Origin of the sequence: Xanthobacter sp. YC-JY1, from assembly GCF_021730305.1 — a bacterium.
Lineage (GTDB): Bacteria > Pseudomonadota > Alphaproteobacteria > Rhizobiales > Xanthobacteraceae > Xanthobacter > Xanthobacter flavus.
Genome location: NZ_CP032674.1, coordinates 2,249,299 through 2,275,801, shown reverse-complemented (window position 1 = coordinate 2,275,801; position 26,503 = coordinate 2,249,299). Strand labels below are relative to the sequence as shown.

25 protein-coding genes and 1 tRNA gene are annotated in these 26,503 nt (G+C 67.8%); 16 read left to right on the top strand and 10 right to left on the bottom strand.

Annotated elements, in window-relative coordinates:
• Positions 1-32: 32 nt before the first annotated feature.
• The gene (locus D7006_RS10580) at positions 33-1,829 is read right to left on the bottom strand and encodes a potassium/proton antiporter (RefSeq protein WP_237356579.1); all 1,797 of its coding nucleotides are present in this window, start codon (positions 1,827-1,829) and stop codon (positions 33-35) included.
• Between the two features lie 127 nt (positions 1,830-1,956).
• Here D7006_RS10580 and D7006_RS10575 point away from each other — a divergent pair, with 127 nt between their 5' ends.
• Positions 1,957-2,244 (top strand): hypothetical protein, encoded by a 288-nt coding sequence (locus D7006_RS10575; RefSeq protein WP_237356578.1) that lies wholly within the window; start codon positions 1,957-1,959, stop codon positions 2,242-2,244.
• Positions 2,245-2,254: 10 nt separating this feature from the next.
• Here D7006_RS10575 and D7006_RS10570 read toward each other — a convergent pair whose 3' ends face one another.
• The 5 genes from D7006_RS10570 to D7006_RS10550 all read right to left on the bottom strand — a co-directional run bounded on the left by D7006_RS10570 (position 2,255) and on the right by D7006_RS10550 (position 6,075).
• On the bottom strand, positions 2,255-2,503 hold the full coding sequence (locus D7006_RS10570) for a hypothetical protein (RefSeq protein WP_229644662.1): 249 nt from the start codon (positions 2,501-2,503) through the stop codon (positions 2,255-2,257).
• 25 nt (positions 2,504-2,528) lie between these two features.
• Positions 2,529-2,771 (bottom strand): hypothetical protein, encoded by a 243-nt coding sequence (locus D7006_RS10565; protein ID WP_169120906.1) that lies wholly within the window; start codon positions 2,769-2,771, stop codon positions 2,529-2,531.
• 41 nt (positions 2,772-2,812) lie between these two features.
• Positions 2,813-3,784: an L-histidine N(alpha)-methyltransferase gene (gene egtD / locus D7006_RS10560; protein ID WP_237356577.1), complete on the bottom strand. Its 972-nt coding sequence runs from the start codon at positions 3,782-3,784 to the stop codon at positions 2,813-2,815.
• Positions 3,784-5,091, bottom strand: a complete 1,308-nt coding sequence (gene egtB, locus D7006_RS10555; RefSeq protein WP_237356576.1) for an ergothioneine biosynthesis protein EgtB — start codon at positions 5,089-5,091, stop codon at positions 3,784-3,786. The genes egtD and egtB overlap by 1 nt, the downstream gene beginning before the upstream one ends.
• A 153-nt stretch (positions 5,092-5,244) precedes the next feature.
• Positions 5,245-6,075, bottom strand: a complete 831-nt coding sequence (locus D7006_RS10550; RefSeq protein WP_237356575.1) for a LysR substrate-binding domain-containing protein — start codon at positions 6,073-6,075, stop codon at positions 5,245-5,247.
• A gap of 98 nt (positions 6,076-6,173) precedes the next feature.
• On the opposite strand from D7006_RS10550, the gene D7006_RS10545 reads away from it, so the two are divergent.
• The 5 genes from D7006_RS10545 to D7006_RS10525 all read left to right on the top strand — a co-directional run bounded on the left by D7006_RS10545 (position 6,174) and on the right by D7006_RS10525 (position 10,429).
• Positions 6,174-7,304, top strand: a complete 1,131-nt coding sequence (locus D7006_RS10545; RefSeq protein WP_237356574.1) for a nitronate monooxygenase family protein — start codon at positions 6,174-6,176, stop codon at positions 7,302-7,304.
• A gap of 101 nt (positions 7,305-7,405) precedes the next feature.
• Entirely contained in the window at positions 7,406-8,365 is a 960-nt protein-coding gene (locus tag D7006_RS10540) for a PDR/VanB family oxidoreductase (protein ID WP_169120912.1), read from the top strand.
• Positions 8,366-8,414: 49 nt separating this feature from the next.
• Positions 8,415-8,615 carry a hypothetical protein gene (locus D7006_RS10535; RefSeq protein ID WP_169120914.1) on the top strand — a complete coding sequence of 67 codons (201 nt, stop codon included), beginning with the start codon at positions 8,415-8,417 and terminating at the stop codon, positions 8,613-8,615.
• Between the two features lie 170 nt (positions 8,616-8,785).
• A tRNA-His gene (locus D7006_RS10530) sits at positions 8,786-8,862 on the top strand.
• A gap of 400 nt (positions 8,863-9,262) precedes the next feature.
• Complete coding sequence (locus D7006_RS10525) at positions 9,263-10,429, top strand: ABC transporter substrate-binding protein (RefSeq protein WP_237356573.1); 1,167 nt, start codon at positions 9,263-9,265, stop codon at positions 10,427-10,429.
• A gap of 13 nt (positions 10,430-10,442) precedes the next feature.
• Here the strand turns inward: D7006_RS10525 and D7006_RS10520 are convergent, their stop codons facing one another.
• Entirely contained in the window at positions 10,443-11,123 is a 681-nt protein-coding gene (locus D7006_RS10520) for a TetR/AcrR family transcriptional regulator (protein ID WP_169120918.1), read from the bottom strand.
• A 166-nt stretch (positions 11,124-11,289) separates the two neighbouring features.
• On the opposite strand from D7006_RS10520, the gene D7006_RS10515 reads away from it, so the two are divergent.
• The 10 genes from D7006_RS10515 (at position 11,290) to D7006_RS10470 (ending at position 22,990) form a co-directional block, all read left to right on the top strand.
• Entirely contained in the window at positions 11,290-12,846 is a 1,557-nt protein-coding gene (locus tag D7006_RS10515) for a long-chain fatty acid--CoA ligase (protein WP_237356572.1), read from the top strand.
• On the top strand, positions 12,843-14,006 hold the full coding sequence (locus tag D7006_RS10510; RefSeq protein ID WP_237356571.1) for a beta-ketoacyl synthase N-terminal-like domain-containing protein: 1,164 nt from the start codon (positions 12,843-12,845) through the stop codon (positions 14,004-14,006). The genes D7006_RS10515 and D7006_RS10510 overlap by 4 nt, the downstream gene beginning before the upstream one ends.
• Positions 14,007-14,038: 32 nt before the next feature.
• The gene (locus D7006_RS10505; protein WP_237356570.1) at positions 14,039-14,833 is read left to right on the top strand and encodes an enoyl-CoA hydratase/isomerase family protein; all 795 of its coding nucleotides are present in this window, start codon (positions 14,039-14,041) and stop codon (positions 14,831-14,833) included.
• Positions 14,834-14,872: 39 nt separating this feature from the next.
• Positions 14,873-15,229, top strand: coding sequence for a Zn-ribbon domain-containing OB-fold protein (locus D7006_RS10500; RefSeq protein ID WP_237356569.1), 357 nt, complete (start codon positions 14,873-14,875; stop codon positions 15,227-15,229).
• A 113-nt stretch (positions 15,230-15,342) separates the two neighbouring features.
• Positions 15,343-16,239, top strand: coding sequence for a branched-chain amino acid ABC transporter permease (locus D7006_RS10495; RefSeq protein WP_169120928.1), 897 nt, complete (start codon positions 15,343-15,345; stop codon positions 16,237-16,239).
• Between the two features lie 12 nt (positions 16,240-16,251).
• Positions 16,252-18,006 (top strand): ATP-binding cassette domain-containing protein, encoded by a 1,755-nt coding sequence (locus D7006_RS10490; RefSeq protein ID WP_237356568.1) that lies wholly within the window; start codon positions 16,252-16,254, stop codon positions 18,004-18,006.
• The gene (locus D7006_RS10485; RefSeq protein ID WP_229644680.1) at positions 18,003-18,707 is read left to right on the top strand and encodes an ABC transporter ATP-binding protein; all 705 of its coding nucleotides are present in this window, start codon (positions 18,003-18,005) and stop codon (positions 18,705-18,707) included. Before D7006_RS10490 ends, D7006_RS10485 begins: the two co-directional genes overlap by 4 nt.
• 846 nt (positions 18,708-19,553) lie before the next feature.
• Positions 19,554-21,290, top strand: a complete 1,737-nt coding sequence (locus D7006_RS10480) for an ABC transporter permease subunit (RefSeq protein WP_169120933.1) — start codon at positions 19,554-19,556, stop codon at positions 21,288-21,290.
• An 11-nt stretch (positions 21,291-21,301) separates the two neighbouring features.
• Complete coding sequence (locus D7006_RS10475) at positions 21,302-22,642, top strand: AAA-associated domain-containing protein (RefSeq protein WP_371745086.1); 1,341 nt, start codon at positions 21,302-21,304, stop codon at positions 22,640-22,642.
• 162 nt (positions 22,643-22,804) lie between these two features.
• A complete protein-coding gene (locus D7006_RS10470) occupies positions 22,805-22,990 on the top strand; it encodes a hypothetical protein (RefSeq protein WP_169120935.1) in 186 nt (61 codons plus the stop codon).
• A 20-nt stretch (positions 22,991-23,010) separates the two neighbouring features.
• On the opposite strand, the gene D7006_RS10465 is transcribed toward D7006_RS10470, so the two are convergent.
• From D7006_RS10465 to D7006_RS10455, 3 genes are read right to left on the bottom strand one after another with little or no spacing between them, the layout of a single operon-like run.
• Complete coding sequence (locus D7006_RS10465; RefSeq protein WP_237356567.1) at positions 23,011-23,709, bottom strand: ABC transporter ATP-binding protein; 699 nt, start codon at positions 23,707-23,709, stop codon at positions 23,011-23,013.
• A complete protein-coding gene (locus D7006_RS10460) occupies positions 23,702-24,928 on the bottom strand; it encodes an FtsX-like permease family protein (RefSeq protein ID WP_237356566.1) in 1,227 nt (408 codons plus the stop codon). Before D7006_RS10460 ends, D7006_RS10465 begins: the two co-directional genes overlap by 8 nt.
• Complete coding sequence (locus tag D7006_RS10455; RefSeq protein WP_237356565.1) at positions 24,925-26,181, bottom strand: efflux RND transporter periplasmic adaptor subunit; 1,257 nt, start codon at positions 26,179-26,181, stop codon at positions 24,925-24,927. Before D7006_RS10455 ends, D7006_RS10460 begins: the two co-directional genes overlap by 4 nt.
• Positions 26,182-26,503: the final 322 nt, after the last annotated feature.

Below are 26,503 nucleotides of genomic sequence, written 5' to 3'. Positions count from 1 at the left end.
GCATGAACATGACGGTGGCGCGACTTCGCCCTTTATTCGTCGTCCTCATCCTGCTCCGGGGGAAAACCGAGCAGGCGGCGGACCCGGGCGATGGAGCGCTTGAGCCGCCCCGCCTCCAGTCGCAGCACGGCATAGGTCACCCGCCCGTCCGTCACGCCGCGCACCTCGATGACCGCATGCCCATAGGCGATACGCATGCCCGGCGCAGGCTGGTCGTCGGACCGGTCAGCGAAGGCGTCGGCGATGGTGAGGCCGAGTTCGCTGTCCGGCACGGCGAGGCCGTAGAAGCTGGCGAGATCGCCGAGCCGCACCTCGCCGACGAAGGGGAAGGCCGCGCTGTCGTCCAGCGGCGTCGTCTCCTCCGGGCGGAACATGCGGTCGAGCTGGTGGACGCGCTTGGGCGGCGCCAGCAGATAGCCATAGTCCCCCGCCTTCAGGGGACCGGCCGCCTCCGGGGTCAGCGTCTCGTTGGCCCGCACCACCATCACGAGCCGCGCCCATGGGGGAAGCTGCGCCTGCCCCACCGCGGGCGTCGCGGCCATGACGGGATAGGCCACCAGCTCCATGTCGGTCTGCCCCGGCAGGTCGATCTCGAAACGCCGCACGCCGGGATCGGGATCGGACAGCGCCACGTCGAGCCGCCGCGCCGCATAGGCCATGGTCCAACCGTGCAAGATGAGCGAGACCAGCACCACCGCGAAGGCGACGTTGAAATACACCTCGGCCATGGGCAGGTGCGCCAGCATGGGGATGGTCGCAAGGAAGATCGAAACCGCCCCGCGCAGGCCCGCCCAGGAGACGAACAGCTTCTCCTTCAGCGAGAAATGGAACGGTGCGAGACAGGCGAACACCGCCGCCGGCCGCCCGACAAGAATGAGGAAGGCCGCCACCCCCAGCGCCGGCAGGGCGTATTGCAGGATCTTCTCGGGCGAGACGAGCATGCCTAGCATCACGAACATCACGATCTGGCAGAGCCAGGTGATGGTATCGAGAAACGAGGTGATGGAGGCGATGGCCCGCACCGGGCGGTTTCCGACCACCAGACCGGCGAGATAGACGGCGAGGAAGCCGGAGCCGTGCAGCAGCGAGGTGAGCGCGAACAGCAGCACCGCCACGCCCACCACCATCACCGGATGGAGGCCGCCCGGCAGGTCCACGCGATTGAGCAGCGCCACGAGCGCATAGCCGCCGGCGACGCCCAGCACCGCGCCCACCACCATCTCCCGCAGCGCGCCGAACACCACCATGAGACCGGGATCGGCCAGGTGGCTGGTGAGGAGCTCCACCAGTAGAACGGTGAGAAACACCGCGGCAGGATCGTTGGTGGCCGACTCGATCTCGATCACCGAGCCCACCCGCCGGCCGAGATGTAGCCCCTGCGCCCGCACGAGGAACAGCACCGCCGCGGCATCGGTGGAAGCGACGATGGCGCCCACCAGCAGGGCTTCCATCCAGCCGAGGCCGAGAAGCGGCGCGGCCACCAGCGCCACCAGAGCGGCGGTGAAGGCGACGCCCACCGTCGAAAGGCCCACGGCGGGCAGGATCGCGCCGCGCATGGACGCGACCCGCATCCGGAGGCCGCCATCGAACAGGATCACCGCCAGCGCGGCGGAGCCCACCATGTAGGTGGCCCAATAGTCGTCGAAATGGATTCCGCCCGGCCCCCCCTCACCGGCGGCGACGCCGACGACGAGGAAGACGAGGAGGATCGGCGCACCGAAGCGGGCGGCGAGCAGGCTGGACAACGTGCCAACCACAACCAGAGCCGCAACCACAAGAAGGACGATATTGGAGACGACAACCGATCCCATGTGCTCGAAAAGCCTCACCCCCCTCGAATCCAGAACGTAACAGTAGCGCGACGTTCGTCTAAGGCGTAAGGTTCCTAGTGTCGCGGTGTGGAATTACCAATTCTGTATTGCAAAAAGACCGATCCGGGGGCGGAAAGGTACGCGAATGACATCTAGCCGCACCCCCAACGCCTATCTTGTCATGGCGATGGTAAGCGAAGAGGGGAAACTTCTCCTCCAGAGTGAAACCGTCTGCTTCGATCGCGATCTTGCCTTCGCAATGGCGGACGACGACGGCGATCACTGCACCTGGGTTGGCGTTTATGCCCTCGATGCCGAGGGGCGCAACATCCAGAACGGCGCCCTCTACTCCAGCGGCTCACTCCACGGCTTCGGCGCTTCCGAGCGTTCGTATCACAATGGCCGCTCCGAGCCGGGCCTGATGCTCTCCTAAATCGCTTGAATTACCCGCCGGAGCGATCCGTCGCCAGCCGGCCGTTGATGAAGGCCACGGCCTCGAATGGCGACGCCACGCGCACGAGCCGCACCCGGCGACTGCCGCACAGGTCGCAGCGCAAGGCGAGCGCAGCGGTTTCGCTGGAGTTTTCGAGTTTGCCCTCCTCCTCGCCGCGTGGCGAGAGGATGGAGCGGCGGTGGCAACGGTCGCATTCGGCGCAGATCATCGAGAACATATAGCGGATGATCGCGGTCACATGATGGCCGCATTTGCGCCCTGCCTCACAGCAAGGCGCGGACCTGGAAGAAGAGGCGCACCTGCCGCTCGGCGAAGGCCACATCTTCCGGACGTCCTGCCTCTGCGGCACCGATGAGCGCCTTGAGGGCCGAGTCCAGCTCGGGCCCCTTCTCCCCCTCGCTGAACCGCTGGAGCAGCACGCGCCCGCAATCGCCCACCGTCGCCAGCCATGAGCCGTCGTGTAGCCAGATGGGGCGGAGGAGTTCGGTTTCCCAGAAGCGTGCCATGGTGGAGGACTAACGAGGCGGAAGCCGGTTTGTTTCCCGGCTCACACCGCTTCCAGCACCGCAACCGCAAACCACCCGCGCGGGTCGGTCCAGAGCGCGGCTTGCCGCCAGCCGGCGGCCTGCGCCATGCCCATCAGGCGCGCCACGGCATACTTGTAGGAATTCTCCGTGTGGATGGTCTCGCCGGGCGCAAACGTGAAGCGCGCGCCGTCGAGCCGCACGGTCTGCGCCGCACGGCTCTCCAGATGCATCTCGATGCGGCTTTCGGCCTCGTTGAAGAGCGCCCGGTGGTGGAAGGCGGCGAGGTCGAAGTCTGCCCCCAGCTCGCGGTTGATCCGCGTCAGCAGGTTGAGGTTGAAGGCGGCGGTGACGCCCTGATGGTCGTCATAGGCGGCTTCCAGCACCGCGCGCTCCTTCGGCAAATCGAAGCCGAGCACCAGCGCCGCGCCAGCGCCCAGCGACTGCCGCGCATGGGTCAGGAATGCCTCGGCCTCCGCCGGCGTGAAATTGCCGATGGTCGAGCCGGGGAAGAAGCCGATGCGCCGCCCGCCCTCGCCGAGGTGAGGCAGCTCCAGCGGCCGGGTGAAATCACCCTCCACCGGCGTCATGGCGACCGTCGGATAATCCCGCGCCAGCGCGGCGACGGCGGCGCGCATGTGCGGGCCGGAAATGTCGATCGGCACATAGGCGGCCGGCCACTCCAGCGCATCGAGCAGGAGGCGCACCTTCACGCTCGATCCGGAACCGAATTCCACGAGGCTGGCGCCCGGCCCGGCGAGAGCGGCGATGTCACCCGCATGGGCCTTCAGCACGCCACGCTCGGTGCGGGTGGGATAATATTCGGGCAGGCGGCAGATGAGATCGAACAGGCGAGAGCCGGCCTCGTCATAGAAATACTTGGGCGCAAGCTGCTTGGGGCTGGCGGACAGCCCCTCGATCACGTCGGCGCGGAAGGCGGCGCGCTCGGGGGTCTGCGGGCTCTGTTCGGCGCGAACAAGGGTCGAAGCGCGCATCAGGCATCCTCGGCAAGGCGCAGGCCGGCGAAGGCCCAGCGCTGGTGGGGATAGAAGAAATTGCGGTAGGTGGCCCGGGCATGGCCCTCGGGCGTGGCGCAGCAGCAGCCGCGCAGCACCATCTGCGACGACATGAACTTGCCGTTGTATTCGCCGAGCGCGCCGGGCGCGGGGCGGTAGCCCGGATAGGCCACGTAGGGGCTCTGGGTCCATTCCCAGACATCGCCGAACATCTGCGCGGGCAGATCGTCGGTGGCCGCCGGAAGCGGGCGCAGCGCGCCGCTGTCGAGGAAGTTGCCGGCGACCGGCAGGCCGCGCGCGGCCACTTCCCATTCAGCTTCCGTGGGCAGCCGCTTGCCGGCCCAGCGGGCGAAGGCGTCGGCCTCGTAATAGCTCACATGCACCACCGGCGCGGCAGGATCGAGCCGGTTCAAGCCATTGAGCGTGAAGGCCTGCCAGTCCCCGTCGTGCAACTCCCAATAGAGCGGCGCCTCGTATTCCCCCGCCTTCACCCGCGCCCAACCATCCGCCAGCCACAGGTCCGGCCGGCGATAGCCGCCGTCCGCGATGAAGGCGAGCCATTCGCCGTTGGTCACGGCCCGGGAGGCGAGGCGGAAGGGGCGCAGCAGCACCTCGTGGCGCGGGCCTTCATTGTCATAGGAGAACCCCTCCCCCGCATGGCCAATCTCGAAAATGCCGCCGGGATAGTCGAGGAAGGCGAGCGCAGCCGCCTGCCCCCCGGCCGCCGGGCCGTCGGGCCGATAGGCGGGGCGCAGGGGGTTGGCGGCGAACAGGTTCAGGATGTCCATCAGGATCAGCTCCTGATGCTGCTGCTCGTGGTTGAGGCCGATCTCCACCAGCGGCGCAAGGCGGGCGAAGGCCTCCTCGTCCGCGCCGGCCAGAAGATCGGTCATGGCCTCGGTGACATGGTGGCGATAGCCGGCCACTTCATCCACCGTGGGGCGGGTAATGAGCCCGCGCGCGAAGCGGGCGTGGCGGGGGCCGGCGGCCTCGTAATAGGAATTGAACAGGAAGGCGAAGTCCGTGCTGGCGACCTTATAGCCGGCAAGATGCGGCACCAGCAGGAAGGTCTCGAAGAACCACGAGACATGGGCGAGGTGCCATTTGGTGGGGCTGCAATCCGGCATGGACTGCACCGTCTGATCCTCGGGATGGAGATCCCGCGCCAGCGCTTCGGTCTGTCCCCGCACCTTCAGAAAACGCGCAATCGCGGCGCCGCGCCCGGTGTCCCCGGTGGCGGATGAGGAAGGCTGCGGTATCGCGAGCGGGTTCCAGGGCTTGTTCATTCTTCCTCGCTCACCCGGTTCGACCTGAACCGCCTCCCACCTTAACGCCGGAGCGCGCGTGTGGTTTCTACGGCCGTGTTCGTGCGGCGGACCTTCGCCGTTACACCCGCCCTGCGCACGATCTTGCGAGGCGATGGAAAAAGGCGCCCCTGCTCACGCGCCGGCAAGGCCGATGAGGGCATCGATGGAGCGACGGGACGGGCTCGCGGGGCGGAAGAGCGCCAGCGTGCGCACAAGGCCCCGCCCGGCAGGAAGGGGACGGGTCTCCACCTCCCCCGCCCGGCGCCAGCGCTCCACCGCCGCTGCCGGCAGCAGCGTGCGGCCGAGCCCAGCAGCGACGCAGCCCATGATGCCATCCAGCGTCCCAAGCTCCAGCAAAGGCAGGTCGCCGAACGCTTCGGCGAAGCGCGCGCGGTAGCAGCAGCCGGCCCGGAAAACGACGGCCGCAGCCTCCGCCGCGCCGCCCATGGGCAGCACTTCCACCAGCTCTTCCTCGAACAGCGGCACGCTGGCGAAGCGCGCCTCCACCGCCTCCTCGGCCACGAAGGCGAGGTCGATGTCGCCCCGTCCCAGCGCCGCAACCAGCTCGCCGCTGGTGCCGGTGGTGATGGACAGGCGCAGGTCCGGCAGCTTCGCCCGCGCCGCCTTCAGCAGCGGCGGCAGGCGCACGGCGGCGGTGGTCTCCATGGTGCCGAGACGCAGCGGCGGAAAGGCCTCGGCCGCCGAGCGCAGCCGCTTCTCCGCCTCTTCCGACAGGCGGACGATGCGCGCGCCATAATCGAGCGCAAGCGCGCCCGCGGCGGTGGGGACCATGCGCCCGTCGATGCGCTCCACCAGCTTCTGGCCGAGCCGGTCCTCCAGCTTGCGCAGGCGGGTGGTGACATTGGATTGCACGCAGCCGAGCCGCCCGGCGGCGCGGGTGACGCTGCCGGTCTCGGCCACGGCTTCCAGGAAGCGGAAATCGCGCAGGTCCATCATCGCCATTCCATCATCAGAAGTGAACGATAATATCAGAATATTTCAATTTCAATGATTGGCGGAAACGCGATAATGGCGGCCAGCCCCGCGGGAGGACCGACGCCATGACCGATGCCCTGAATGCCGAAGCTGCCGCCCGCTGGCCGGACCGGCGCATCCTCGATCTGTTCGGCATCGCCCATCCCATCCTGCTCGGCCCCATGGCCGGCCCCGGCTCGCCGGAACTCGCCATCGCGGTGGGTTCGACCGGCGGGCTCGCGTCCCTGCCCTGCGCAATGTATGCGCCGGATGATCTGAAGGCGGCGGTGGCGAAGATCCGCGCCGGCCTGCCCGACAAGCCGCTGAACCTCAACTTCTTCTGCCACACCCCACCGCAGGACGACCCGGCGCGGGCGCTGCGCTGGCGGGCGCGTCTCGCCGATTATTATGTCGAGGCCGGGCTCGACCCGGCCGCCAGCACACCATCCCCCTCCCGTGCCCCGTTCGACGACACCTTCTGCACCGTAGTGGAGGAGGTGCGTCCCGAGGTGGTGAGCTTCCATTTCGGCCTGCCAGCGCCGGACCTCATGGCCCGGGTGAAGGCGACGGGGGCGAAGATCATCTCTTCCGCCACCACCGTGGCTGAGGCGCGCTGGCTGGAGGACCATGGCTGCGACGCCATCATCGCCATGGGGTTCGAGGCGGGCGGCCACCGCGCGCTCTTCCTCGGGGGCGACTATTCGCAGACGCCCATCAGCTGGCAGGACGTGGCCCGGCAGGTGGGCACCTTCTCCCTCGTGCCGCAGGTGGCGGATGCGGTGAAGGTACCGGTGATCGCCGCCGGCGGCATCGCCGATGCGCGGGGCATCGTGGCGGCTTTGGCGCTGGGGGCCTCGGCGGTGCAGATCGGCACCGCCTTCATGTTCTCTCCGGAAGCGAAGGTGCCCGCCGTCCACCGCGCCGCGCTGGAGGCGGCGACGGACGAGAGCACAGCGCTCACCAACATCTTCACCGGCCGCCCGGCCCGCGGCATCATGAACCGCGTGATGCGCGAGATCGGCCCCATCGCGCCGGAGGCATCGGCCTTCCCGACCTCCGGCGGCGCCCTCGCCCCGCTGCGCGCGAAGGCCGAGGCCGAGGGCCGAGACGATTTCACCAACCTCTGGTGCGGCCAGTCCGCCGCCCTGAGCCCGCGCCTGCCCGCCGCCGACCTCACGCGCAAGCTCGCCAAGGAGGCGCTGGCGCGGCTCGCCTGAACAGTCCCACGCGGACACCATCTGCCGCACCGCAGCGAAATTGGCCCCACGTTTGCACCTCCTCCCATCAGCGTTCCTGTGCGGATGGTTTGGAGGATGCGATGTCGGACGATGCCCTGAGCCCGGTGATCGTGGCCAAGAAGACGATCGAGGCCGAAAACATGGCCTCCTTCGAGCTGATCCCCGCCGAGGGCGGCGAATTGCCGGCCTTCACGGCGGGCGCCCATGTGGATGTGAGCATCCCCGGCGGTCTGGTGCGGCAATATTCGCTCATCAACAGCGAGAGCGAGCGCCATCGCTACGTGATCGGCGTGTGGAAGGACGCCAACAGCCGCGGCGGCTCCAAAGCTATGTTCCAGCAGGTGAACGAGGGCGACCGCCTCGCGGTGGGCACCCCGCGCAACCGCTTCGCTGTGCCGCGCGACACCAAGCGCGCGCTGCTGTTCGCCCGCGGCATCGGCGCGACGCCCATCCTCTCCATCGCCGATCATCTGAAGGCGAAGAATATCCCCTTCGAGTTCCACTACCTCTTCGCGGGCGGCTCGCCGGGCTCGTTCAAGTCCACCATCGAGGCGTCGGCCTTCGCCGCCAACACCACCTTCTATTTCGAGGCCACCGAGCCGCGCCTCAACGCCGCGAACCTGCTCGGGGACCGGCCCGATGACACGCACCTCTTCCTGTGCGGGGTGGACTGGTGGCTCGACCCAATCATCGCCAGCGCGCAGCAGAAGGGCTTCGGCGTCAACCGCATCCATGTGGAGCGCTTCACCGGCAAGGCACCGCCCCCGCTGCTGGACAAGGTGTTCGAGGTGAAGATCGCCTCCACCGGCAAGGTCATCAAGATCCCCGGCGACCGCTCCGTCTCCACCGCCATGGAAGAGGCGGGTGTGAAGATCCCCACCTCCTGCGAGCAGGGCGCCTGCGGCACCTGCAAGGTGAAGGTGCTGGAGGGCGAGGTGGACCACCGCGACAAGCGCCTCAAGCCCGAGGAGAAGGAACAGGGCTGGTTCCTGGCGTGCGTCTCGCGTGCCAAAGGCGACCTGCTGGTGTTGGATTTGTGACAAATCCGCTTCGCGCTTGCTGCCCCGGGGCGAAGGAAGGATGAGACCCATGGTGACCGAGGAAGATGTCTGGCGGACCGCCTTCATCATCGCCGAGCAATACGGGCCGGAGGGCGTCGCCTTTGCCCACCGGATGGCCGAGAGCTTCGAGATCGGCGGGAAGGTGGAGGAGCATCGCACCTGGGTCTCCATCATGACCAAGGTCGAGGAACTGGTGCAGGACGAGGACATCCCGTCCCGCGCCAACTGAAGCCCGGCAATGCCCCCGGACCGGGCCGACCAGGCGCGAGCCCGCGCCGGTACTCGATTTGACCCCGCGCACAATGCCGCTGTGGCCAGTGGCTTTCGCCCCCTTGAAATTGCGGAGCGCCCCGCGTAGGTTCCGCCCTCTCTTCCGGCGCCCGGCGCGCCGGAAGCCGTGCAGGTGTAGCTCAGTTGGTTAGAGCGCCGGTCTGTGGAACCGGAGGTCGGTGGTTCGAGCCCACCCACCTGTACCATCGCAAGCCATTCAGAAATCTAGACCCTCTCTCCTGATGCCCGAGCCCGTCCGGGGCACAGGACGCCGTCTGTCGTCACGGGCGCAAGTTCCGGTGCCCTCCGCGGAGGCGATCCGGCGCCAGCTTGAACGCGGCGGAATGATTCCCCCCTCTCCTGCTCCTCCCCGAATTGAGCATCTGCGCGGCAAGCCCCAGCTTCGCGCCGCCTCCGCACGCTTAAAGGCGCGGCCTCGGGCAGGAAGGGCCGTACCAGCGGGATTCGAGATACGCGCCGGCTTGCGTTCCGCCCCTTGCAGAGCGCCACACGATCCGATACGCCTACTAAAAAGCATATAAAACTTACTCACGAGTTTTGTGGCCACGCTGGGGCCGCTGAACCGATGAGAGGTGAAGGGGAGGAATGGGTATGGTTCGGATGGAAGCGGTAAGAGGCGCACTGCTCCGAAGCGCCGCCACGGCGCTCGCGCTGCTGCTCGGGGCGGCCGGCCCGGCACTGGCCCAGACGCCGGTGAAGATCGGTGTCGTGGAAGGCCTCAGCGGGCCGCCAGCCATCGTCGATTTCGGCGAGAGCTACCTGCAGGGCATCAAGCTCGCGCTGGAGGACTACAAGGCCAAGGGCGGCAAGACGCCCATCGAGCTTGTGGTCTATGACGACGAGGCCAATCCCCAGCGCGCGGTCTCCGTGGTGCAGCGCCTGATCCAGAACGACGGCGTCGCGGGCGTCATCGGCACGGTCTCGAGCGGCAATGTCATGGCCTTTGCACCGGTGCTCCAGCGCGCGGGCGTTCCGCTCATCGCCGGCCCCTCCGCGGCGACGGATATCACCACCAAGTTCATTGACCAGAAGCCGAGCTTCATCTTCCGCTGTTCGATGATCGAGAAGTACCAGATCGACGCGATCCTCGACTGGGCGGTGAAGAACTACAAGAAGATCGGCCTGCTTCACTCGACCACCGGCTACGGCAACTTCGCCGCGCAGGAGGCGACCGCCGGCCTGAAGGCGCGCGGCGTGGAGCTCGTGGCGGTGGAGGCGGCGGCGCCCGGCGTCAACGACCTGACCCCGCAGATGATCAAGATGCGCGACGCCGGCGCCGATCTCATCCTGCACTTCCACGAGTCGTTCGAGCTGCCGTATCGGCCCCTGCCGCGCCTCGACTACAAGCCGACCTTCGCCGGCAACTGGGGCCTGTCGTCCCTGAAGGTGAAGGACATCGTGGGCGTGGAGGCCATCCAGGGCACCGCCATGGGCCAGGCGCTCGATCTCTCCGATCCCAAGGCGCAGGCCTTCAACAAGCGCATGACCGAGAAGTACGGCAAGGACTATCGCTGGCCGGTTGTCGCCGCGCTCGGCTATGACGCGGGCCAGATCATGTTCGCCGCCGTGGACAAGGTCGGCAAGTCGGACCCGGCGAAGCTGCGGGATGCCATCGAGAACATCGACGGCGTCCAGGCGATCTCCGCCACGCCGGCAAAGCCGTTCGGGCCGAACGATCACGAATGCCTCGGCCAGGGCGACATCTTCCTCGGCATCTGGAAGGGCGACACCGTGGTTCCGGCGCCGAAATAGGCCCGACCTGCAATCAGGCCTTCGGCTTCGCCTTCGCGCGCTGGCGCTTGGGCGCGGCCGGGGCCGCAAGGCCGGAGATCAGGAGCGCCGCGAAGCTCTCCATGATCTCCTCCGGCGTGTTGGGGCCGGAATCCCGATACCAGGCCGGAATCCAGTTGACCACGCCGAGGGCGAACAGGCTCGCAAGCTTCGGATCGCAGGGGCCGATGGAGCCGTCGGCGACGCCAAGGGCGATCAGCTCCTTCGTGGCGGCGCTGATGCGCTTGCGGCGGGCCACCACGTTCGCACGATCTTCCGGCACCAGCGAATCGACGTCGGTGAGCACCGGGCAGTTTCCAAGGTCGCCGAAGATGCCTTCCATGTAGCGGCGCAGGTAGATGATCAGCTTTTCGAGGCCAGTACCGTCATGGGCCGCGGCGAGAGCAAGACCCGCCTCGCCATTGTCCATGGCCACCTGGTGGCAGGCGTAAAGCAACTCCTGCTTGCTCTTGAAATACTGGTAGAGCGTCGGCTTCGACACGCCGAGAACCGACGCCACATCATCCATGGACGTGTTGGCGAAGCCGCGACGGTTGAAGGCGGATGCAGCCACCCGCAGCACCGCCTCGCGCTTGCGGCGGCGTTGCTCGTCTCGGTCGAAGGCCGCACGCCCCGGCGCGGGAGCGCGGGTCGCCGCGCTGGGAGTGTCACTCATGAACTGGCGGGTCCTGCTTTCTACGATGACGAGGATCGGCTTGCCGGAGAAAGCATCCGGCGCGCCAGCCTTCGAACAAATACTGTGTCGCATGCTTGCATAAAACTCGCAAAACAGCTAGCCTGACTCATCAGTAAATATAAATACTAAATGGTAGGGAGGACCGATGAGCATCGCCACGCTCATCCTGCAGACCGCGCGTCGCCTGCCGGACAATCCCGCGATCACCGATGCCAACGGCACCCTCACCTACGCCGCCTTCGCCGAGCGGTCGGCCCGAATAGCCGGCGGTTTGCGCGCGATGGGTCTCAAGCCGGGCGCGCGTGTCGTGCTCTTCATGGAGAACACCGGCGCCTTCTTCGAATGCCTTCTCGGCTGCTGGATCGCCGGCCTGTGCGCCGTGCCGGTCAACGCCAAGCTGCATCCGCGCGAGGTGATCGGCATCGCGGAGGATGCAGAGGCCGAGGCGCTCTTCACCACGCCCGGCCTGTCCGAGGCCCTTGCGGCGGAGATCGACACCCTCGCCCGGCTTGCGGTCATCTCGACCGGCGCCGAGGCCTACGCCCGCCTTGTCGCCGCCGAGCCTATGGCCTGCGAGGATGCGGCGCCGGAAGAGCGCGCCTGGCTGTTCTACACCTCCGGCACCACCGGCAAGCCGAAGGGCGCGATGCTCAGCCACCGCAACCTGCTGGCCATGTCGCTCGCTTATTATTCCGATGTCGATCCCATCGACACCGATGACACGCACATCGCATGCGCGCCGGTCTCCCACGGCGCGGGCCTCTACGCCCTGCCCTTCCTGATGAAAGGCGGGCATCAGGTGGTGCTGCCCGGCTTCGATGTGGAGGAGGTGCTGGAGGCCATCGCGCGCTACAGCAAGGTCACGATTTTCGCGGCTCCGACCATGCTCACGCGCATGGTGAACCATCCCGCCACGATCTCCGCGGATCTGTCCAACCTGAAGACCATCTACTATGGCGGCGCGCCCATGTACGTCGCCGACCTGAAGCAGGCGCTCCGCGTCATCGGGCCGAAGCTGTGCCAGATCTTCGGCCAGGGGGAATCCCCCATGACCATCACCTTGCTCCCCAAGAGCCTGCATGTCGGCGCCGATGGTGCTCCGGCGGATGACGCCGTGCTGGGCTCCTGCGGCTTCCCCCGCTCCGGGCAGGAGGTGCGGGTGGTCGACCAGGACGGGCACGATCTGCCGGCCGGCGAAGTGGGCGAAGTCATCACCCGCAGCGACTGCGTGATGGAAGGGTACTGGAACAATCCCGCCGGCACGGCCGCCGCCCTGCGCGACGGCTGGCTCTACACCGGCGATGTGGGCAGCCTCGATGCGCGCGGCTACCTCACGCTGCGCGACCGCTCCAAGGATCTCATCATCTCCGGCGGCAGCAACATCTATCCCCGCGAAGTGGAGGAAGTGCTGCTGCGGCATGAGAGCGTGCTGGAGGTGTCCGTCATCGGCGCGCCCCATCCCGACTGGGGCGAGGAGGTGGTGGCGTTCGTCGCCGTGCGCCCGGGGGCGGAGGTCGACGCTGCCGAGCTGGACCAGCTCTGCCTCGACAACATCGCCCGCTTCAAGCGCCCCAAGCGTTACCGCTTCGAGGCAGCGCTGCCCAAGAACAACTACGGAAAAATCCTCAAGACCGAGCTGCGCCGCCGGCTGGCGGAAGACGACGCGGCCGCGCGGACGCAGCAGCAGGGAGCCGCCTCATGAGGCCCGTTTTCGTCGCCGGCATCGGCTCCTCAACCTTTGGTCGCCACTCGGAAACGTCCATCGAAGCCCTCGCCATTCGCGCGGCAGATGCGGCGATCCGCGAGGCGGGCCTCGACCGGAGCGACATCGGCGCGCTCTATCTTGGCAACTTCGTCGCCGGCCCACTGCTGGGGCAAGAGGTGCTGGCGGGGCTGGTGGCGGACGGGCTCGGCCTGCCGCAGATTCCCTGCACCAAGGTGGAGGGCGCCTGCGCCTCCGGCGGCATCGCCTTCCGTCATGCCTACCTCGCGGTGGCGACCGGCATGTGCGACATGGCGCTCGCCGTGGGCGCGGAGAAGATGACCCACGCCGACACGGCAGCCGTCACCTCGGCGCTCAACTGCGCCATGGATTTTCGCAGCGACGGGGTGAGCGGGCTCACCTTCCCCGGCCTGTTCGGCCTCGCCTGGCGCCTCTACGAGCAGCGCTACGGCGCGACGCGCGACGACATCTCCGCCGTGGTCCGCAAGAACAAGGGCAACGGCCTGAAGAACCCCCTCGCCCAGATGGGGGCGGATCTCTCCACCCAAGAGATCGGCAATGCCCGCCTGATCTGCGATCCCCTTCGCCTTTATGACTGCTGCCCGGCGAGCGATGGCGCGGCGGCGGTGCTGCTCGTGTCCGGTGACCGCCTGCGAGACGTGATCCCGCAACCTGTCCAGGTGCTGGCCTCGGCCCAGGCGCGCGGCAGCGCGCGCATCGCCGGCCATCCGGACCTGTGCACCTTCGAGGCGACGGTGGCCGCAGCCCAGGGCGCCTATGCCCAGGCAGGCATCACGGCCGACGAGGTGAGCTGCGTGGAGCTTCACGACTGCTTCTCCATCGCCGAGATCATCGACGCGGAAGATCTCGGCCTGATGCCGCGCGGGGCCGGTGCCGGCTACGCCGCCGAGGGCCGCACAGCGGTGGATGGCGACCGGCCGATCAATGCCAGCGGCGGCCTGCTCGCCAAGGGGCATCCCGTGGGCGCCACCGGCCTCGGCCAGATCTATGAGAGCGTGCTCCAGCTGCGCGGCATGCACACCAACCAGGTGAAAGGGGCCAAGGTGGCCCTCACCCACAATCTCGGCGGCACGGGCGTCGCCTGCACCGTCAACATCCTGCGCGCCACCGACGCCTGAGCGCGCGCCCCCACACAGCATTGGAACATCCCATGGGCGACATTCGCTGCGACCGCCACGGCAAGGTCTGGCTCATCACCATCGACCGCCCGGCGGTGATGAACTCCCTCGACTTCGCCGCCAACGACGATTTGGTCGAAGTCTTCCGCGACTTCGATCGCGACGACGGCGCCCACGTGGCCGTGGTCACGGGCGCAGGCGACAAGGCCTTCTGCGCAGGGGCCGACCTCAAGACCTATACGGTGAATTTCGCCCGCACCCCGGCGCCGGAATTCCGCACCCGCTACACCAACGGCCCGGGCTTCGGCGGCATCACCCGCTCGGTGGAGATCGACAAACCCATCCTCGCCGCCGTGAACGGCTTTGCCATCTCCGGCGGGTTCGAGCTGGCGCTCGCCTGCGACCTCCGCTTCTGCGCGCCCAACGCGGAATTTGCCCTGCAGGACGCCAAGTGGGGCTTTCATGCGTGCGATGGCGGGCTCATCCGCCTGCCGCAGATCGTCGGCCTCGGCCATGCCATGGAGATCATCCTCTCCGGCGATCGTGTGAACGCCGAGCACGCGTTCCGTATCGGCCTCGTCAACCGCATCGTGCCCGCCGAAGAGCTGGTGGCCTTCACGCTCGACTATGCGCAGATGCTGGCGAAGCGCTCGCCCCTCTCCCACCGCTTCGCCAAGGAGGTGATGCGGCGCGCCGTCGGCATGCCCATGGGCGAAGCGCTGCGGCTCGAATCCCGCTCCTTCTTCGATCTCGGCCAGAGCCAGGACATCGTCGAGGGCACCACCGCTTTCCGCGATAAGCGCGACGCCGACTTCCAGGGTCGCTGAGCCCGCCCCGTCCGCTGCCATCAGGATCACGCCCGTCCCATGTCTTCCGCCTTTTCCCCCGTCGAGATCCTGCGGTGTGCCGCGTGCGGCCAGCTCGATGCCGGTCCGCGCGAACTCTGCCCCACCTGCCACAGCCCCCGAATGGAGCCGGTCACGGTCGAGGGGGACGGCGTGCTCGTCTCCTGGACGCTCGTGCGCCGTCCGCCGACCCGCTTCCAGGCGGACGGCCCCTATGCGGTTGCGGTGGTGGACCTCGACTGCGGCGTGCGCCTGACGGGGCGGCTTGCAGACGTACCGATGGAGGAGGCCGATGCCCCGCCGCTCGGCGCGCGGATGCGCGTCTGCGGCGGGGGCCCGGGCATGACACGTTTTGCGCCGGCCGACGCCGGCCGCTGAGTTCGCACGACGAGGCCGGCGCCAGACCGGCCCGGAAGACCTTCGGGAGAGCGCATGTCCACGAGACCCTACGCAGTGCGTCCGTCCGATCCGCCCGGCGCGGGAGGGGTATCGTGACGCTGCTCAATTTCTTCCAGCTGCTGGTCAGCGGCATCGCCATGGGCGCGATCTATACGCTCACCGCCAAGGGCCTGTTCATCACCCATCTCGCGACCCACCGGCTGAACTTCGGCCAGGGTGACTTCCTGATGGTGGGCGCCTTCGCCTCCATCGGTATGCTGACCGCAGGCGTGCCCGCGCCGCTCGCCGTGCTGGGCGTGCTCGTCCTCATGGGCGTGCTCGGCTATCTGCTGGAGCGCTTCGCCATCCGCCCGCTCGACCGGCTCGGCGACCGCGCCGGCGCCTATTCCTGGGTGCTCACGACCGCCGGCGCGGCACTGATCCTACAGAACATCGTCGAGCTCGGCTTCGGCAAGTCCGCGCAATATGCGCCGCCCTTGTTCTCCAAGACGCGGGACAACGTCATCAGCATCCTCGGCGTCGGTATCTTCTTTGAGGAGGCGGCGATCATCATCACCGCCTTCATCGTCGTTGGTGCCTTCTACTGGTTTCTGTTCGGCTCGCGCTGGGGCAAGGCCGTCTATGCGGTGGCCTTCAATCCGGAAGCGGCCTCGCTGTTCGGCATCGATGTGCGCGGCGTCGTCGTGCTGGTGTTCGTGCTTGCCGCGCTCATGGCCGGCATTTCCGGCGTGCTTGTCGGGCCGCTGGTTTCCGTGCATCCGCACATGGGGCTGATCTTCACCATCAAGGCGCTCGCGGTGGCGGCCGTCGGCGGATTCACCAATCCCGTGGGCATCCTGCTGGGCGGGCTCCTGTTCGGCGTCGCCGAGGCCTTCTCCAACTACTGGGACAGCGCCTTCGGCGATCTCTACCCGCTGCTCTTCGTCATGGCCCTCCTCGCCGTGCGCCCGTCCGGGCTGTTCGGCGAGCGACGTGCCGACGTGCGCTGAGGAGCCCCGATCATGCCCCGCACCCCGCGCCTCGCCGCCTACGCCCTCGCCATCGCGGTCATCGCGATCTTTCCCCTCATCGCGCCCAATCCGTTCTTCGTGCATGTGGGACAGACCTTCGCCTACACCGCCATCGCGGTGATCGGCCTCAACATCCTGCTCGGCCTGTCCGGGCAGATGTCGCTCGGCCACGGCGGCTTCTATGCGGTGGGGGCCTATGTCTCCGCCATCCTCGCCACCACCTACGGATGGCCGCTGACCCTTTCCATGGGCGTGGCGCTCGCCGCCTGCCTTCTCGCCGGCCTGCTGGTGGGCGCGGTCGCCCTGCGGACACGCGGGCTCTACCTCGCCATGGCGACGCTGGCCTTCGGCTTCATCGTGGAGATCGTGGCCCAGCGCTGGGTCTCGGTCACCGGCGGCACCATGGGCGTCATGGGCGTGCCGCAGATCGACTTCGGCAACTTCCGCATGGGGCCGACCTACTTCTTCTGGGTGGCCGCGGGCATCCTCCTGCTTGTGCAGGTTGGCAGCGACTACGTGTTCGGCTCCGCCATCGGCCGACGCCTCAACGCGATCAAGGAAAGCGAATCCTTCGCCGCGACGGTGGGGCTCAACGTGCCGCTCTGGCGCATCGGCGTGTTCGCGGCGAGCGCGGCGCTGGCGGGCCTCGCCGGCGTGTTGTTCGCGCACCAGAGCGGGTTCGTCTCCTCCGACGCCTTCAATATCCGCCTCACCATCTCGCTGCTGATCGCCACCGTCATCGGCGGGCTCGGACGTTCGGCGGGGCCGCTGCTGGGCACCGCGATCCTGATTGGCATCGCCGAGGCCATCGCCGCCGTCCACGATATCGGGCTGATGCTGTATGGCGGCATCCTGCTGGTCGTGCTGCTGGTCTTCCCCGAGGGCGCCATCGGCCTGTTCGGCCGCCGTCGGGCGACCGCCGCCGTCGCACCCGAAGCCGCTCCCGCCTTCCATCCTGCCATTGCCGGACGCGGACGCGCCGGTGGACGGCTCGACGTGGAAAGCGTGACCAAGAGCTATGCCGGCGTGGTGGCGCTGCGCGAGGCGACCCTCTCGGTCGAGCCCGGAACCGTTCACGCGCTGATCGGCCCGAACGGCGCCGGCAAGTCCACGTTCATCAACGTGGTGGCCGGGCTCTACGCCCCCACCTCAGGCCACATCCGCATCGGCGGCGTCGACGTGACCGACCTGCCCGCGCACCGGCGCGCCCGCCTGGGTCTTGTGCGGACATTCCAGAACCTCCAGCTCATCCAGGGCGTCAGCGTGCTGGAAAACGTCATGCTGGGCATGGAGCGGCGCCGCGGCCTTGCGGCCGATGTGCTCGCCTTTCTCGGCGGCGCCGGCCATGAGGCGCGCGAGCGCGCGGAGGCAGCCTCCATCCTCGCCTTCCTCGGTATTGGCCAGCTCGCCGACATGAAGCCCAAGGACCTGTCCTACGGCCATCGCAAGCTGGTCGAACTCGCCCGCGCCATCGCCCAGAAGCCCGCGATCCTACTGCTGGACGAGCCGGTGGCCGGCGTGAACCCGCAGGAGGCCCGCGAGGTCGCGCGCATCGTGGCGAAGCTGCGCGATGCCGGCATCAGCGTGCTGCTGGTGGAGCACAACATGGAGTTCGTGATGGGCCTCGCCGACCGCGTGACGGTGCTCGATTTCGGCAACCCCATCGCCAGCGGCACGCCGGCCGAGGTGCAGAAGGACCCGAAAGTCATCCGCGCCTATCTCGGCGCCGTGGGGGATGCGGCATGATCGAGGTCGATCACATCGATGTCGCCATCGGACCCGTGGGCATCCTCCACGATGTCTCGCTGCGCCTTGCGCCGGGCCGCCTCGTCACGGTGATCGGCGCCAACGGGGCCGGCAAGACCACGCTGCTGCGCACGCTGTCCAACATCGTGAGCCCCCGCTCCGGAACCATCCGCTTCGACGGCCGGCCGACCGCGGGCATCAAGCCCCATCTGCTGGCGCGCGCCGGGCTGGTGCATGTGCCGCAAGGGCGGCAGATCGTTCCGGGCCTGACCGTGCGGGACAATCTCGTGATCGGCGCCGACCGCGCCGGCCTCGACGCCGGCACCATCGCCGAGGGACTGGAGCGGGAGTTCGCCCGCTTCCCTGTGCTGAAGGAACGCCAGCACATCCTCGGCGGCAACCTCTCCGGCGGCGAGCAGCAGATGCTCGCGGTGAGCCGCGCGCTGATGATGCGGCCGAAGGTGCTGCTGCTGGACGAGCCATCCCTCGGCCTCGCGCCGCAGGTGGTGACGACCATTCTCAAGGCGCTGCGGGGCCTTGCCGACGATGGCCTCTCGGTGCTTCTGGTCGAGCAACTCGCCTTGCTCGCACTCGATACAGCAGACGAGGCCCATGTGCTGCAGCGCGGGCGCGTCGCCCTCAGCGGCCCGGCCGCCGAGCTGCGGCGCGACCGGGCAGTCATCGAGAGCTATCTGGGATAGCTCTCGCCTTCCGGTTTTTTTTGGGCAGGAGGCTGCCTCCGAAGAACCTGAACGCGCCAAGGACCGTGCGCACGGCGGCAACGGTGCGCCCCAATGCCGGTTGCTGGCGCGAAGGCCTCGCGCTGACGCCCCCCGCGTCGAGCTTACCGCATCGGAAGATGCCGTAAGGATGCCGGCGAGCCCGATGGAGTCCGCCCCTCCGTCAGCCCCGCACCATGCGGCGCGCGCCCGCGGTCCATTGCTGTCGATCGTCCGGGCGCGGCGAAATTGCCTGTGCGGCACCCCTACGGACAGCTTGCCGCACGGCGCATTTTTCCCCTTGACCCTGTCGGCGCCCGGCGCGATAGGCGGCGACACCGGACGCCCCGGAGATGGAGCATGCCCGTTCGCGGGCCTATCGAACACTCCACCGTCAGGCCGGCCGGATTTCTTGAAAGCAAGCGAGTGATGGACAGTTCCAGTCGATCTAGCTCGAGCCCGCCTGCGGTCGCGCGGACCTGACGTTTCGCGTCCGGTTCACCGTCCCGCCGGCAGGCTCCGGGGACAAGAGGTGAGCCATGCGGGCGCTGTATTTCCGCAAACCTATCGCGTTCTCTCATCGTAACGAGGACGGCGATCGAAGCCGATGCGCGCACGGGCGCTGGCCTTGTAGCCATCCCGGCTGACCACAGCCCCAATGCGGCGCCGTCACGGCCGCGTCGCATGGCAGTGCTCCGCTGCGCGGCCTCGGGCAAGGCGGTTCCTGCTGTCCCGTAAGGACAAGGTGAGCCCCAGTCCCATGCGAAGCCTCCCGGCACCGGCTGCCCGTCGGCGCCGTAAATTCCCATCGCATTCGGATCTGTAGTCATGACGATGCAGCACCCGGCCCTGGAAGCGGGCCGTCGGCGGCGCTTCGCGCCGAACCTGTGGGATGCGCTGGCCTTCGGCCTGCTGTTCGGCGCGCTCATCCTGATTGTGCATGGGGGTCAGGGCACCCTCGTGCCCCTCGCCGCCTTGAACCAGACGCCCGTCTCCCTCGATCCCGCCCAGCTGCCCGAGTATGCGCTGCGCACCACGCTGCGCATGCTGGCTGCCATCCTCGCCTCGCTGGTCTTCACCTTCCTCTACGGCGCGCTGGCGGCCAAGAGCCGGCGGGCGGAGATGGTGCTCATCCCGATGCTGGACATCCTCCAGTCCGTGCCGGTGCTTGGCTTTTTGTCCTTCACCGTGGTGGGCTTCATGTCCCTCTTCCCGGGCAAGGTGCTGGGGGTGGAACTGGCGGCCATCTTCGCCATCTTCACCAGCCAGGCCTGGAACATGACCTTCAGCTTCTACCAGTCGCTGAAGACCGTGCCGCGCGACCTCGACGAGGCCACCCGCTCCTTCCGCCTCACCGGCTGGCAGCGCTTCTGGCGGCTGGAAGTGCCCTTCTCCATGCCGGGGCTGGTGTGGAACACCATGATGTCCATGTCCGGGGGATGGTTCTTCGTGGTGGCGTCGGAGGCCATCTCGGTGGGCGACACCACCATCACCCTGCCGGGGGTGGGCTCCTATGTGGCCCTCGCCATCAAGGAGCAGAACCTGCCGGCGGTGGGCTGGGCGGTGCTGGCCATGCTGGCCGTCATCCTCATCTACGACCAGCTGCTGTTCCGCCCGCTGGTGGCATGGGCAGACAAGTTCCGGGTGGAGACCTCCGCCAGCGGGGCCGCGCCCTCCTCCTGGCTGCTCTCGGCGGCCCGACGCACGCGCCTGTTCCAGCGTCTGCTGCGGCCGCTGGGCGCGCTGCTGTCCGCTGTCCCACGCCAGCGCCTTGCCCTTCAGGTGGCGGTGCCGGCGGACGCCCGCAGGGCTTTGTCTAGTCCCCTCTCGGACAAGGTGTGGCTCGCCCTTGTGCTGGCGGTGACGGCCTATTGCCTGTGGACCATCGTCACCTTCGTCGCCACAGAACTGACCTTGCCGGAGGTGGCGCAGGCCTTCGGCCTCGGGGTACTGACCATGCTGCGGGTGATCGTGCTGATCGCCCTCGCCACCCTTATCTGGGTGCCAATCGGCGTCTGGATCGGCCTTCGGCCGGCCTGGGCCGAGCGGGTGCAGCCCATGGCCCAGTTCCTCGCGGCCTTCCCGGCCAACATCATCTTCCCGTTCGCGGTGGTGGCCATCGTCCGGCTCGGCCTCGACCCGGACATCTGGCTGTCGCCGCTGATGGTGCTCGGCACCCAGTGGTACATCCTGTTCAACGTGGTGGCCGGGGCGAGCGCCTTCCCCAACGACCTGAGGGAAGCGGCGGGCACCTTCCGGATCCGCGGCTGGAGCTGGTGGAAGAAGGTGATGCTGCCGGGGATCTTCCCCTATTACGTCACCGGCGCCATCACCGCGAGCGGAGGCTCCTGGAATGCCTCCATCGTCGCCGAGGTCGCGAGCTGGGGTGACACGACGCTGCGCGCCCACGGCATCGGGGCCTATATCGCCGATGCCACCGCTGCCGGCGACTATCCGCGCATCGTGCTCGGCATCGCGGTGATGTCGATCTTCGTGATCCTGTTCAACCGTCTGCTCTGGCGCCCGCTCTATGTCTTCGCCGGCCGCCGTCTGCGCCTCGACTGATGGAGGATGAGATGACCTTGATGGAACACAACGCCTCTGCCGTCGACAGCGAAAAGAAAGTCCTCGTCTCCGCTTCAGGCGTCCGCCAGATCTACCACAAGGGCGAAAATTCCGATCTGGTTGTCCTGGACGACGTGGCCCTCACCATCAATGAGGGGGAAGTGGTGGGGCTGCTGGGCCGCTCGGGCTCTGGCAAGTCCACGCTCCTGCGCATCATCTCCGGCCTGGTGAAGCCCACAACCGGTCGCGTGGAATGGTGCGGCAAGCCCGTGACCGGCCCGTGCGAGGGCCTCTCCATGGTGTTCCAGAGCTTCGCGCTCTTTCCTTGGCTCACCGTGCTGGAGAATGTGGAGGTGGGTCTCGACGCCATCGGCGTGCCGGCAGCGGAAGGCCGGCGCCGGGCGCTCGCGGCCATCGACCTCATCGGCCTCGACGGCTTCGAGAGCGCCTATCCCAAGGAGCTGTCCGGCGGCATGCGCCAGCGCGTGGGCTTCGCCCGCGCCTTGGTGGTGCACCCGCGCCTGATGCTCATGGACGAGCCCTTCTCCGCCCTCGACGTGCTCACCGCCGAGACCCTGCGCACCGACCTGATCGACCTGTGGATTGAGGGAAGGCTGCCGATCAAGTCCATCCTCATGGTCACCCACAACATCGAGGAAGCGGTGCTCATGTGTGACCGCATCCTGATCTTCTCCTCCAATCCCGGCCGGGTGGCGGCGGAGATCAAGATCGACCTGCCGCATCCGCGCGCGCGCCTCGACCCGGTGTTCCGCGCCATCGTGGATGACATCTATGGCCGCATGACCCAGCGGGCTCCGCTGGAAAAGAGCGAGCCCAGGCACGAGGGCGCCGGCACCGCGGGCATCGGCACCGCTCTGCCCAACATCTCCACCAACCTCCTCTCGGGCCTGATGGAGACGCTGGCCGCGCCGCCTTACAATGGCAGGGCCGATCTTCCCGTTCTCGCAGCCGCCCTGCAGATGGAGGTGGACGAGCTGTTCCCGATTGTCGAGACGTTGCAGCTGCTGCGTTTCGCGGGGGTGGAAGCGGGCGACGTGACGCTGTCGGAGGCCGGTCGGCACTTCGCGGAATCCGAGGTGGATGTCCGCAAGCGCCTGTTCGCGGATCACCTGATGGCCTACGTGCCGCTGGCCGGCCTGATCCGCCGGGTTCTGGACGAGCGTCCCACCCACCGCGCGCCCTTCAGCCGCTTCAGCGAAGAGCTGGAAGACCACATGTCCGAGGACTTCGCCGAAACCACCCTGCGTGCGCTCATCACCTGGGGCCGCTACGGCGAGCTGTTCGGCTATGACGAGCATACTGGCCAGTTCAATCTGGAAAACCCGACCTGACGGACCGGCGATAAGGGGGCATGGATGCGCCCCCTTATCGCTTCATCCTGAGGGTAGGACCCCGCACGAAGCCAACGCCAAGATTGAGCCACACAAGACCGCATCATTCTGGTTGTATGTGGTAATCTCGTATTGCGTTCGCATGGGCGACGGGAGGTTGTCATGATCAGTCTGGTCATCGGGATTTTGATTATCGTTGTTGTCGGCGCGATCCTGTTCTGGGCCATCGATAAGTTCTGCACGGATGGCCGGCTCGCACAGCTTCTCAAGATCCTCGTCGCTCTGGTCTGCCTGGGGGCGATCATTTCCCGGCTGCTGCCCATCCTCGGCTATCCGGCCTTTTTCTAGGGCGGAACATCGCGCCCAGATCAGCCGGGCGGCTGCCGCGCCGGCGTGATCCGGCCGTCCACCACCTCGACGATGCGGTCGCACTGCCGGGCGAGGTCCATATTGTGGGTGACGATCAGGAAGGTGGTCGACCGCTCGCGGTTGATCTGCCGCATCAGCTCGAACACCGCATTGGCCGAGGCCGTATCGAGATTGCCCGTGGGCTCGTCCGCGAGAACGAGGGTGGGGTCCATGGCCAAGGCGCGGGCGACGGCGACGCGCTGCTGCTGCCCGCCGGACATGTTGGTGGCCCGGTTGTCCCGCCATTTGCCGAGGCCGACCCGGTCCAGCAATTCGGCGGCGCGCTCTTCCATCTGGCGATCGGGGTGGCCGCGATCCACCAGCATGGGCATCATCACGTTCTCGGCCGCGGTGAAGGCCGAGATCAGATAGTGATACTGGAACACGAAGCCGATGGTGTGGCCCCTGAGCTTGGTCAGGGCCGCGTCCGGCAGGTCGGTGGTGTCCTCGCCATTGATGAGGAGCCGCCCGGACGTGGGCCGGTCCAGCAGCCCGATGATGTTGAGCAGCGTGCTCTTGCCGGAGCCGGACGGCCCCATGAGAGCGACGAATTCGCCGGGACGGATGGCGAGGTCGATGCCATGCAGCACCTCCACCTCCACCGGCGTGCCCACATTGTAGGATTTGCGGATCTGGTCGAGCACGAGCACGTCAGCCACGGATCGCCTCCACCGGATCAAGGCTTGCCGCCCGCACCGCGGGGGCGACGCCCGCCGCGACGCCGGTGAGGGTGGCGATCGCCGCCGCGGCGACGAAAAGACCGGGCTCCAGCACCAGCGGAAACAGCTCGGTGCCGTCCACCTGTCGCGCCAGATGGTGCCACAGCATCAGCGCGCCGGCGCCGAGCACGGAGCCGACGAGGGAGCCGAGGAAGCCGAGCACCCCGCCCTGGATGAGGAAGATCTGCAGGATCTGCCGCCGGGCGGTGCCCATGGCCCGCAGGATGCCGATGTCCTTGGAGCGCTGGATCACCGAGACGATCAGCACCGCGGCGATGCCGAAGGCCACCGAGAGCGCCACGAACAGGCGGATCAGCGTATTGGAATTCTGCTGCGCCCGCACCGCTGTGAAGAACTGGGCATTGGTGGCGATCCAGCTCTCCGCCTGAACCGGCAGGCTCGCCTCGATCTCCTGGGCGATGGTCTCGGCGGCGTAGATGTCGCTCACCGTCAGATCGATGGTGGTCACGCCGCCGATCAGGTAGAGCAGGCTCTGGGCGGTGCGCAGCGCCACGAAGGTGTTGCGCTGGTTGGCGCCCTTGTTGCCGAGGTCGAAGATGCCGGTGATGGTGAGGATGCGGCTGCGCGCCTCGGCGGAGGTGACGTTGAGCTTGTCGCCCACCGAGGCGCCGAGGTCCTTGGCCAGCTCGGTGCCGATGAGGATGTCGTCGGTGCCCAGCCGCAGCTCGCCCGCGACGATATAGTCCGGCACCCGAACGATCTTGAAATACTGCTCCGGCTCCATGCCGGTGAGGGTGATGGAGCGGCTGGCATCGCCCCGCACCGCCAGCATGGCGCCGGATGCAGTGGGGGCCGCCACAACCACGTCCGGCCGCGCCCGCATGGCATCGCGGATGGCCTGCCACTGGTCGATGGAGAGCACCCGCTGGGCAGGGCGCTGCACCACCGCCGCCTCGAACACCCCCTCCCCCCGCCGCAGCGGCCGGGCCACCTCGTCGGGCGGCAGCAGCTGGATCTGTGGCTGGGAGGTGAGCACACGCTTGATGAAATTGGCCTGGAGCCCGGCCAGCATGGCCGACATGAAGACGATCACCCCCACGCCGATGGCGATTCCGCTCAGGATGAAGGTGGTCTGCATCCGCCCCTCGGCGAGGAAGCGCAGCGCCGCGATCCAGGCGAAGGGAAGCCAGCGTTTCACGCCTGCACCGGCCGGATGCGCTGGCCGGCGCGCACGCCGGACGAGAGCGGCAGCACCATTTCCCCGGGGGCGACGCCCTCCAATATCTCCACATATTCGCCCGCGCGCAGCCCGATGCGCACCTTCTGCACCCGCGCCCGGCCATCGCGCACCACCAGCACCCAGGGCGCGGCGGAGGTGGCATCGTGGACCGTGCGGGCCGGAACGATCACCGCCGCCGCCCGGCGGTCCACGGCGATGTCCACGGAAACGGTCATGTCCTGCCGCAGGTAGGCCGGAGGATCGACCACCGTCAGCTTCACCTCCACCGAGGCGCGGGTGATATCCACGGAGGGGTTGATGTAGGTCACCGTGGCCGCGAAGCGCTGGTCGGGATAGGCGTCGGCCGAGGCCAATGCGGTCTGGCCGAGCTTCAGCAGGCCCAGATTCTTCTCGTCGATCTGGAGAACCAGCTGCATGTCGCCGGCCGGGGCCAGCACCAGCAGCGCCTTGCCCGCCTGGACGACGGCGCCGCGCTCCACGTTGCGGGAGATGAGGACGCCGTCGCGCGGGGCGGTGATGGTGGCGTAGCCGAGGCGCGCCTGCACCATTTCGAGGTTGGCGCTGGCCTGGTTCAGCTGGGTCTCGGCCATCACATAGTCGCTGCCGCCCGGGCTGGAGGTGTAGACCTGAAGTTCCGCGGTGCGCACCTGCGTGCGGGCCACATCGATGTTCTTCGTGGCGTCGTCGAGCGTAACGCGCGTGCCGGCACCGGACTTGGCCAGCTGCTGGGCGCGGTCATAGGCGGCCTCGGCATTGGCCAGGTTCGCCTTAGCCTGCTTCAGCGCCTCCTCGGCGGCCGGGCGGGTCAGCTCCCGCATCTGGCGGACGCGCGCCTCCGCCTGGGCCTTCGCACCGTCGGCCTGCACTTCAAGGGCCTTCAGCTCGTTGGTTTCGAGGGCGACGAGGGGCTGGCCCTGGGTGACGGCCTGCCCTTCATCCACCAGCACCTCCCGGACCATCCCGGTGATCTGGCTGCCGATCTCGACGCGGAACGCCGTCTCCACATGGCCGCTCGCCACCACCGTCTTCACCAGCTCGCCGCGGGTGACGGGATAGACGACGACCTCCGGCCCCAGCAGCCAGCGCATCAGCGCCCAGGCGAGGGCGGCAGCGAGCAGTACGGCGCCGCCGATCTGCCATTTGCGACGCCAGACTACTTGCGCGATCCGGGTTCGCACCGGGCGCTCGGGGGCAAGGCGATGATCGGCCATGTGCGTCTGATCCACCGCAATTCCCTACCCGCGTCCCGCCCCCGCCGCATTGCGCTCGATCATGGACCTGGCAGCGGGCTGCCGGCCCGCGACGAAACCGGTCCGGGCGGTACCCGAGCCCTGTACCGCCGATGCCAAGGGCCGCGGTTCAATAAGAACCCTATCATGGTACTACCGGATGTGCTCTTGTACATAAGGGCCGACTTGAGCGTCACTGTATCCGATTTCCAGATCTGCTGTTTGGCGCGGCTTTCGACGACTTCATTATTGATAGGAAACAAGGACTAATCGTCGCGATTGTCCGAGAATTCTGCGGCAATTG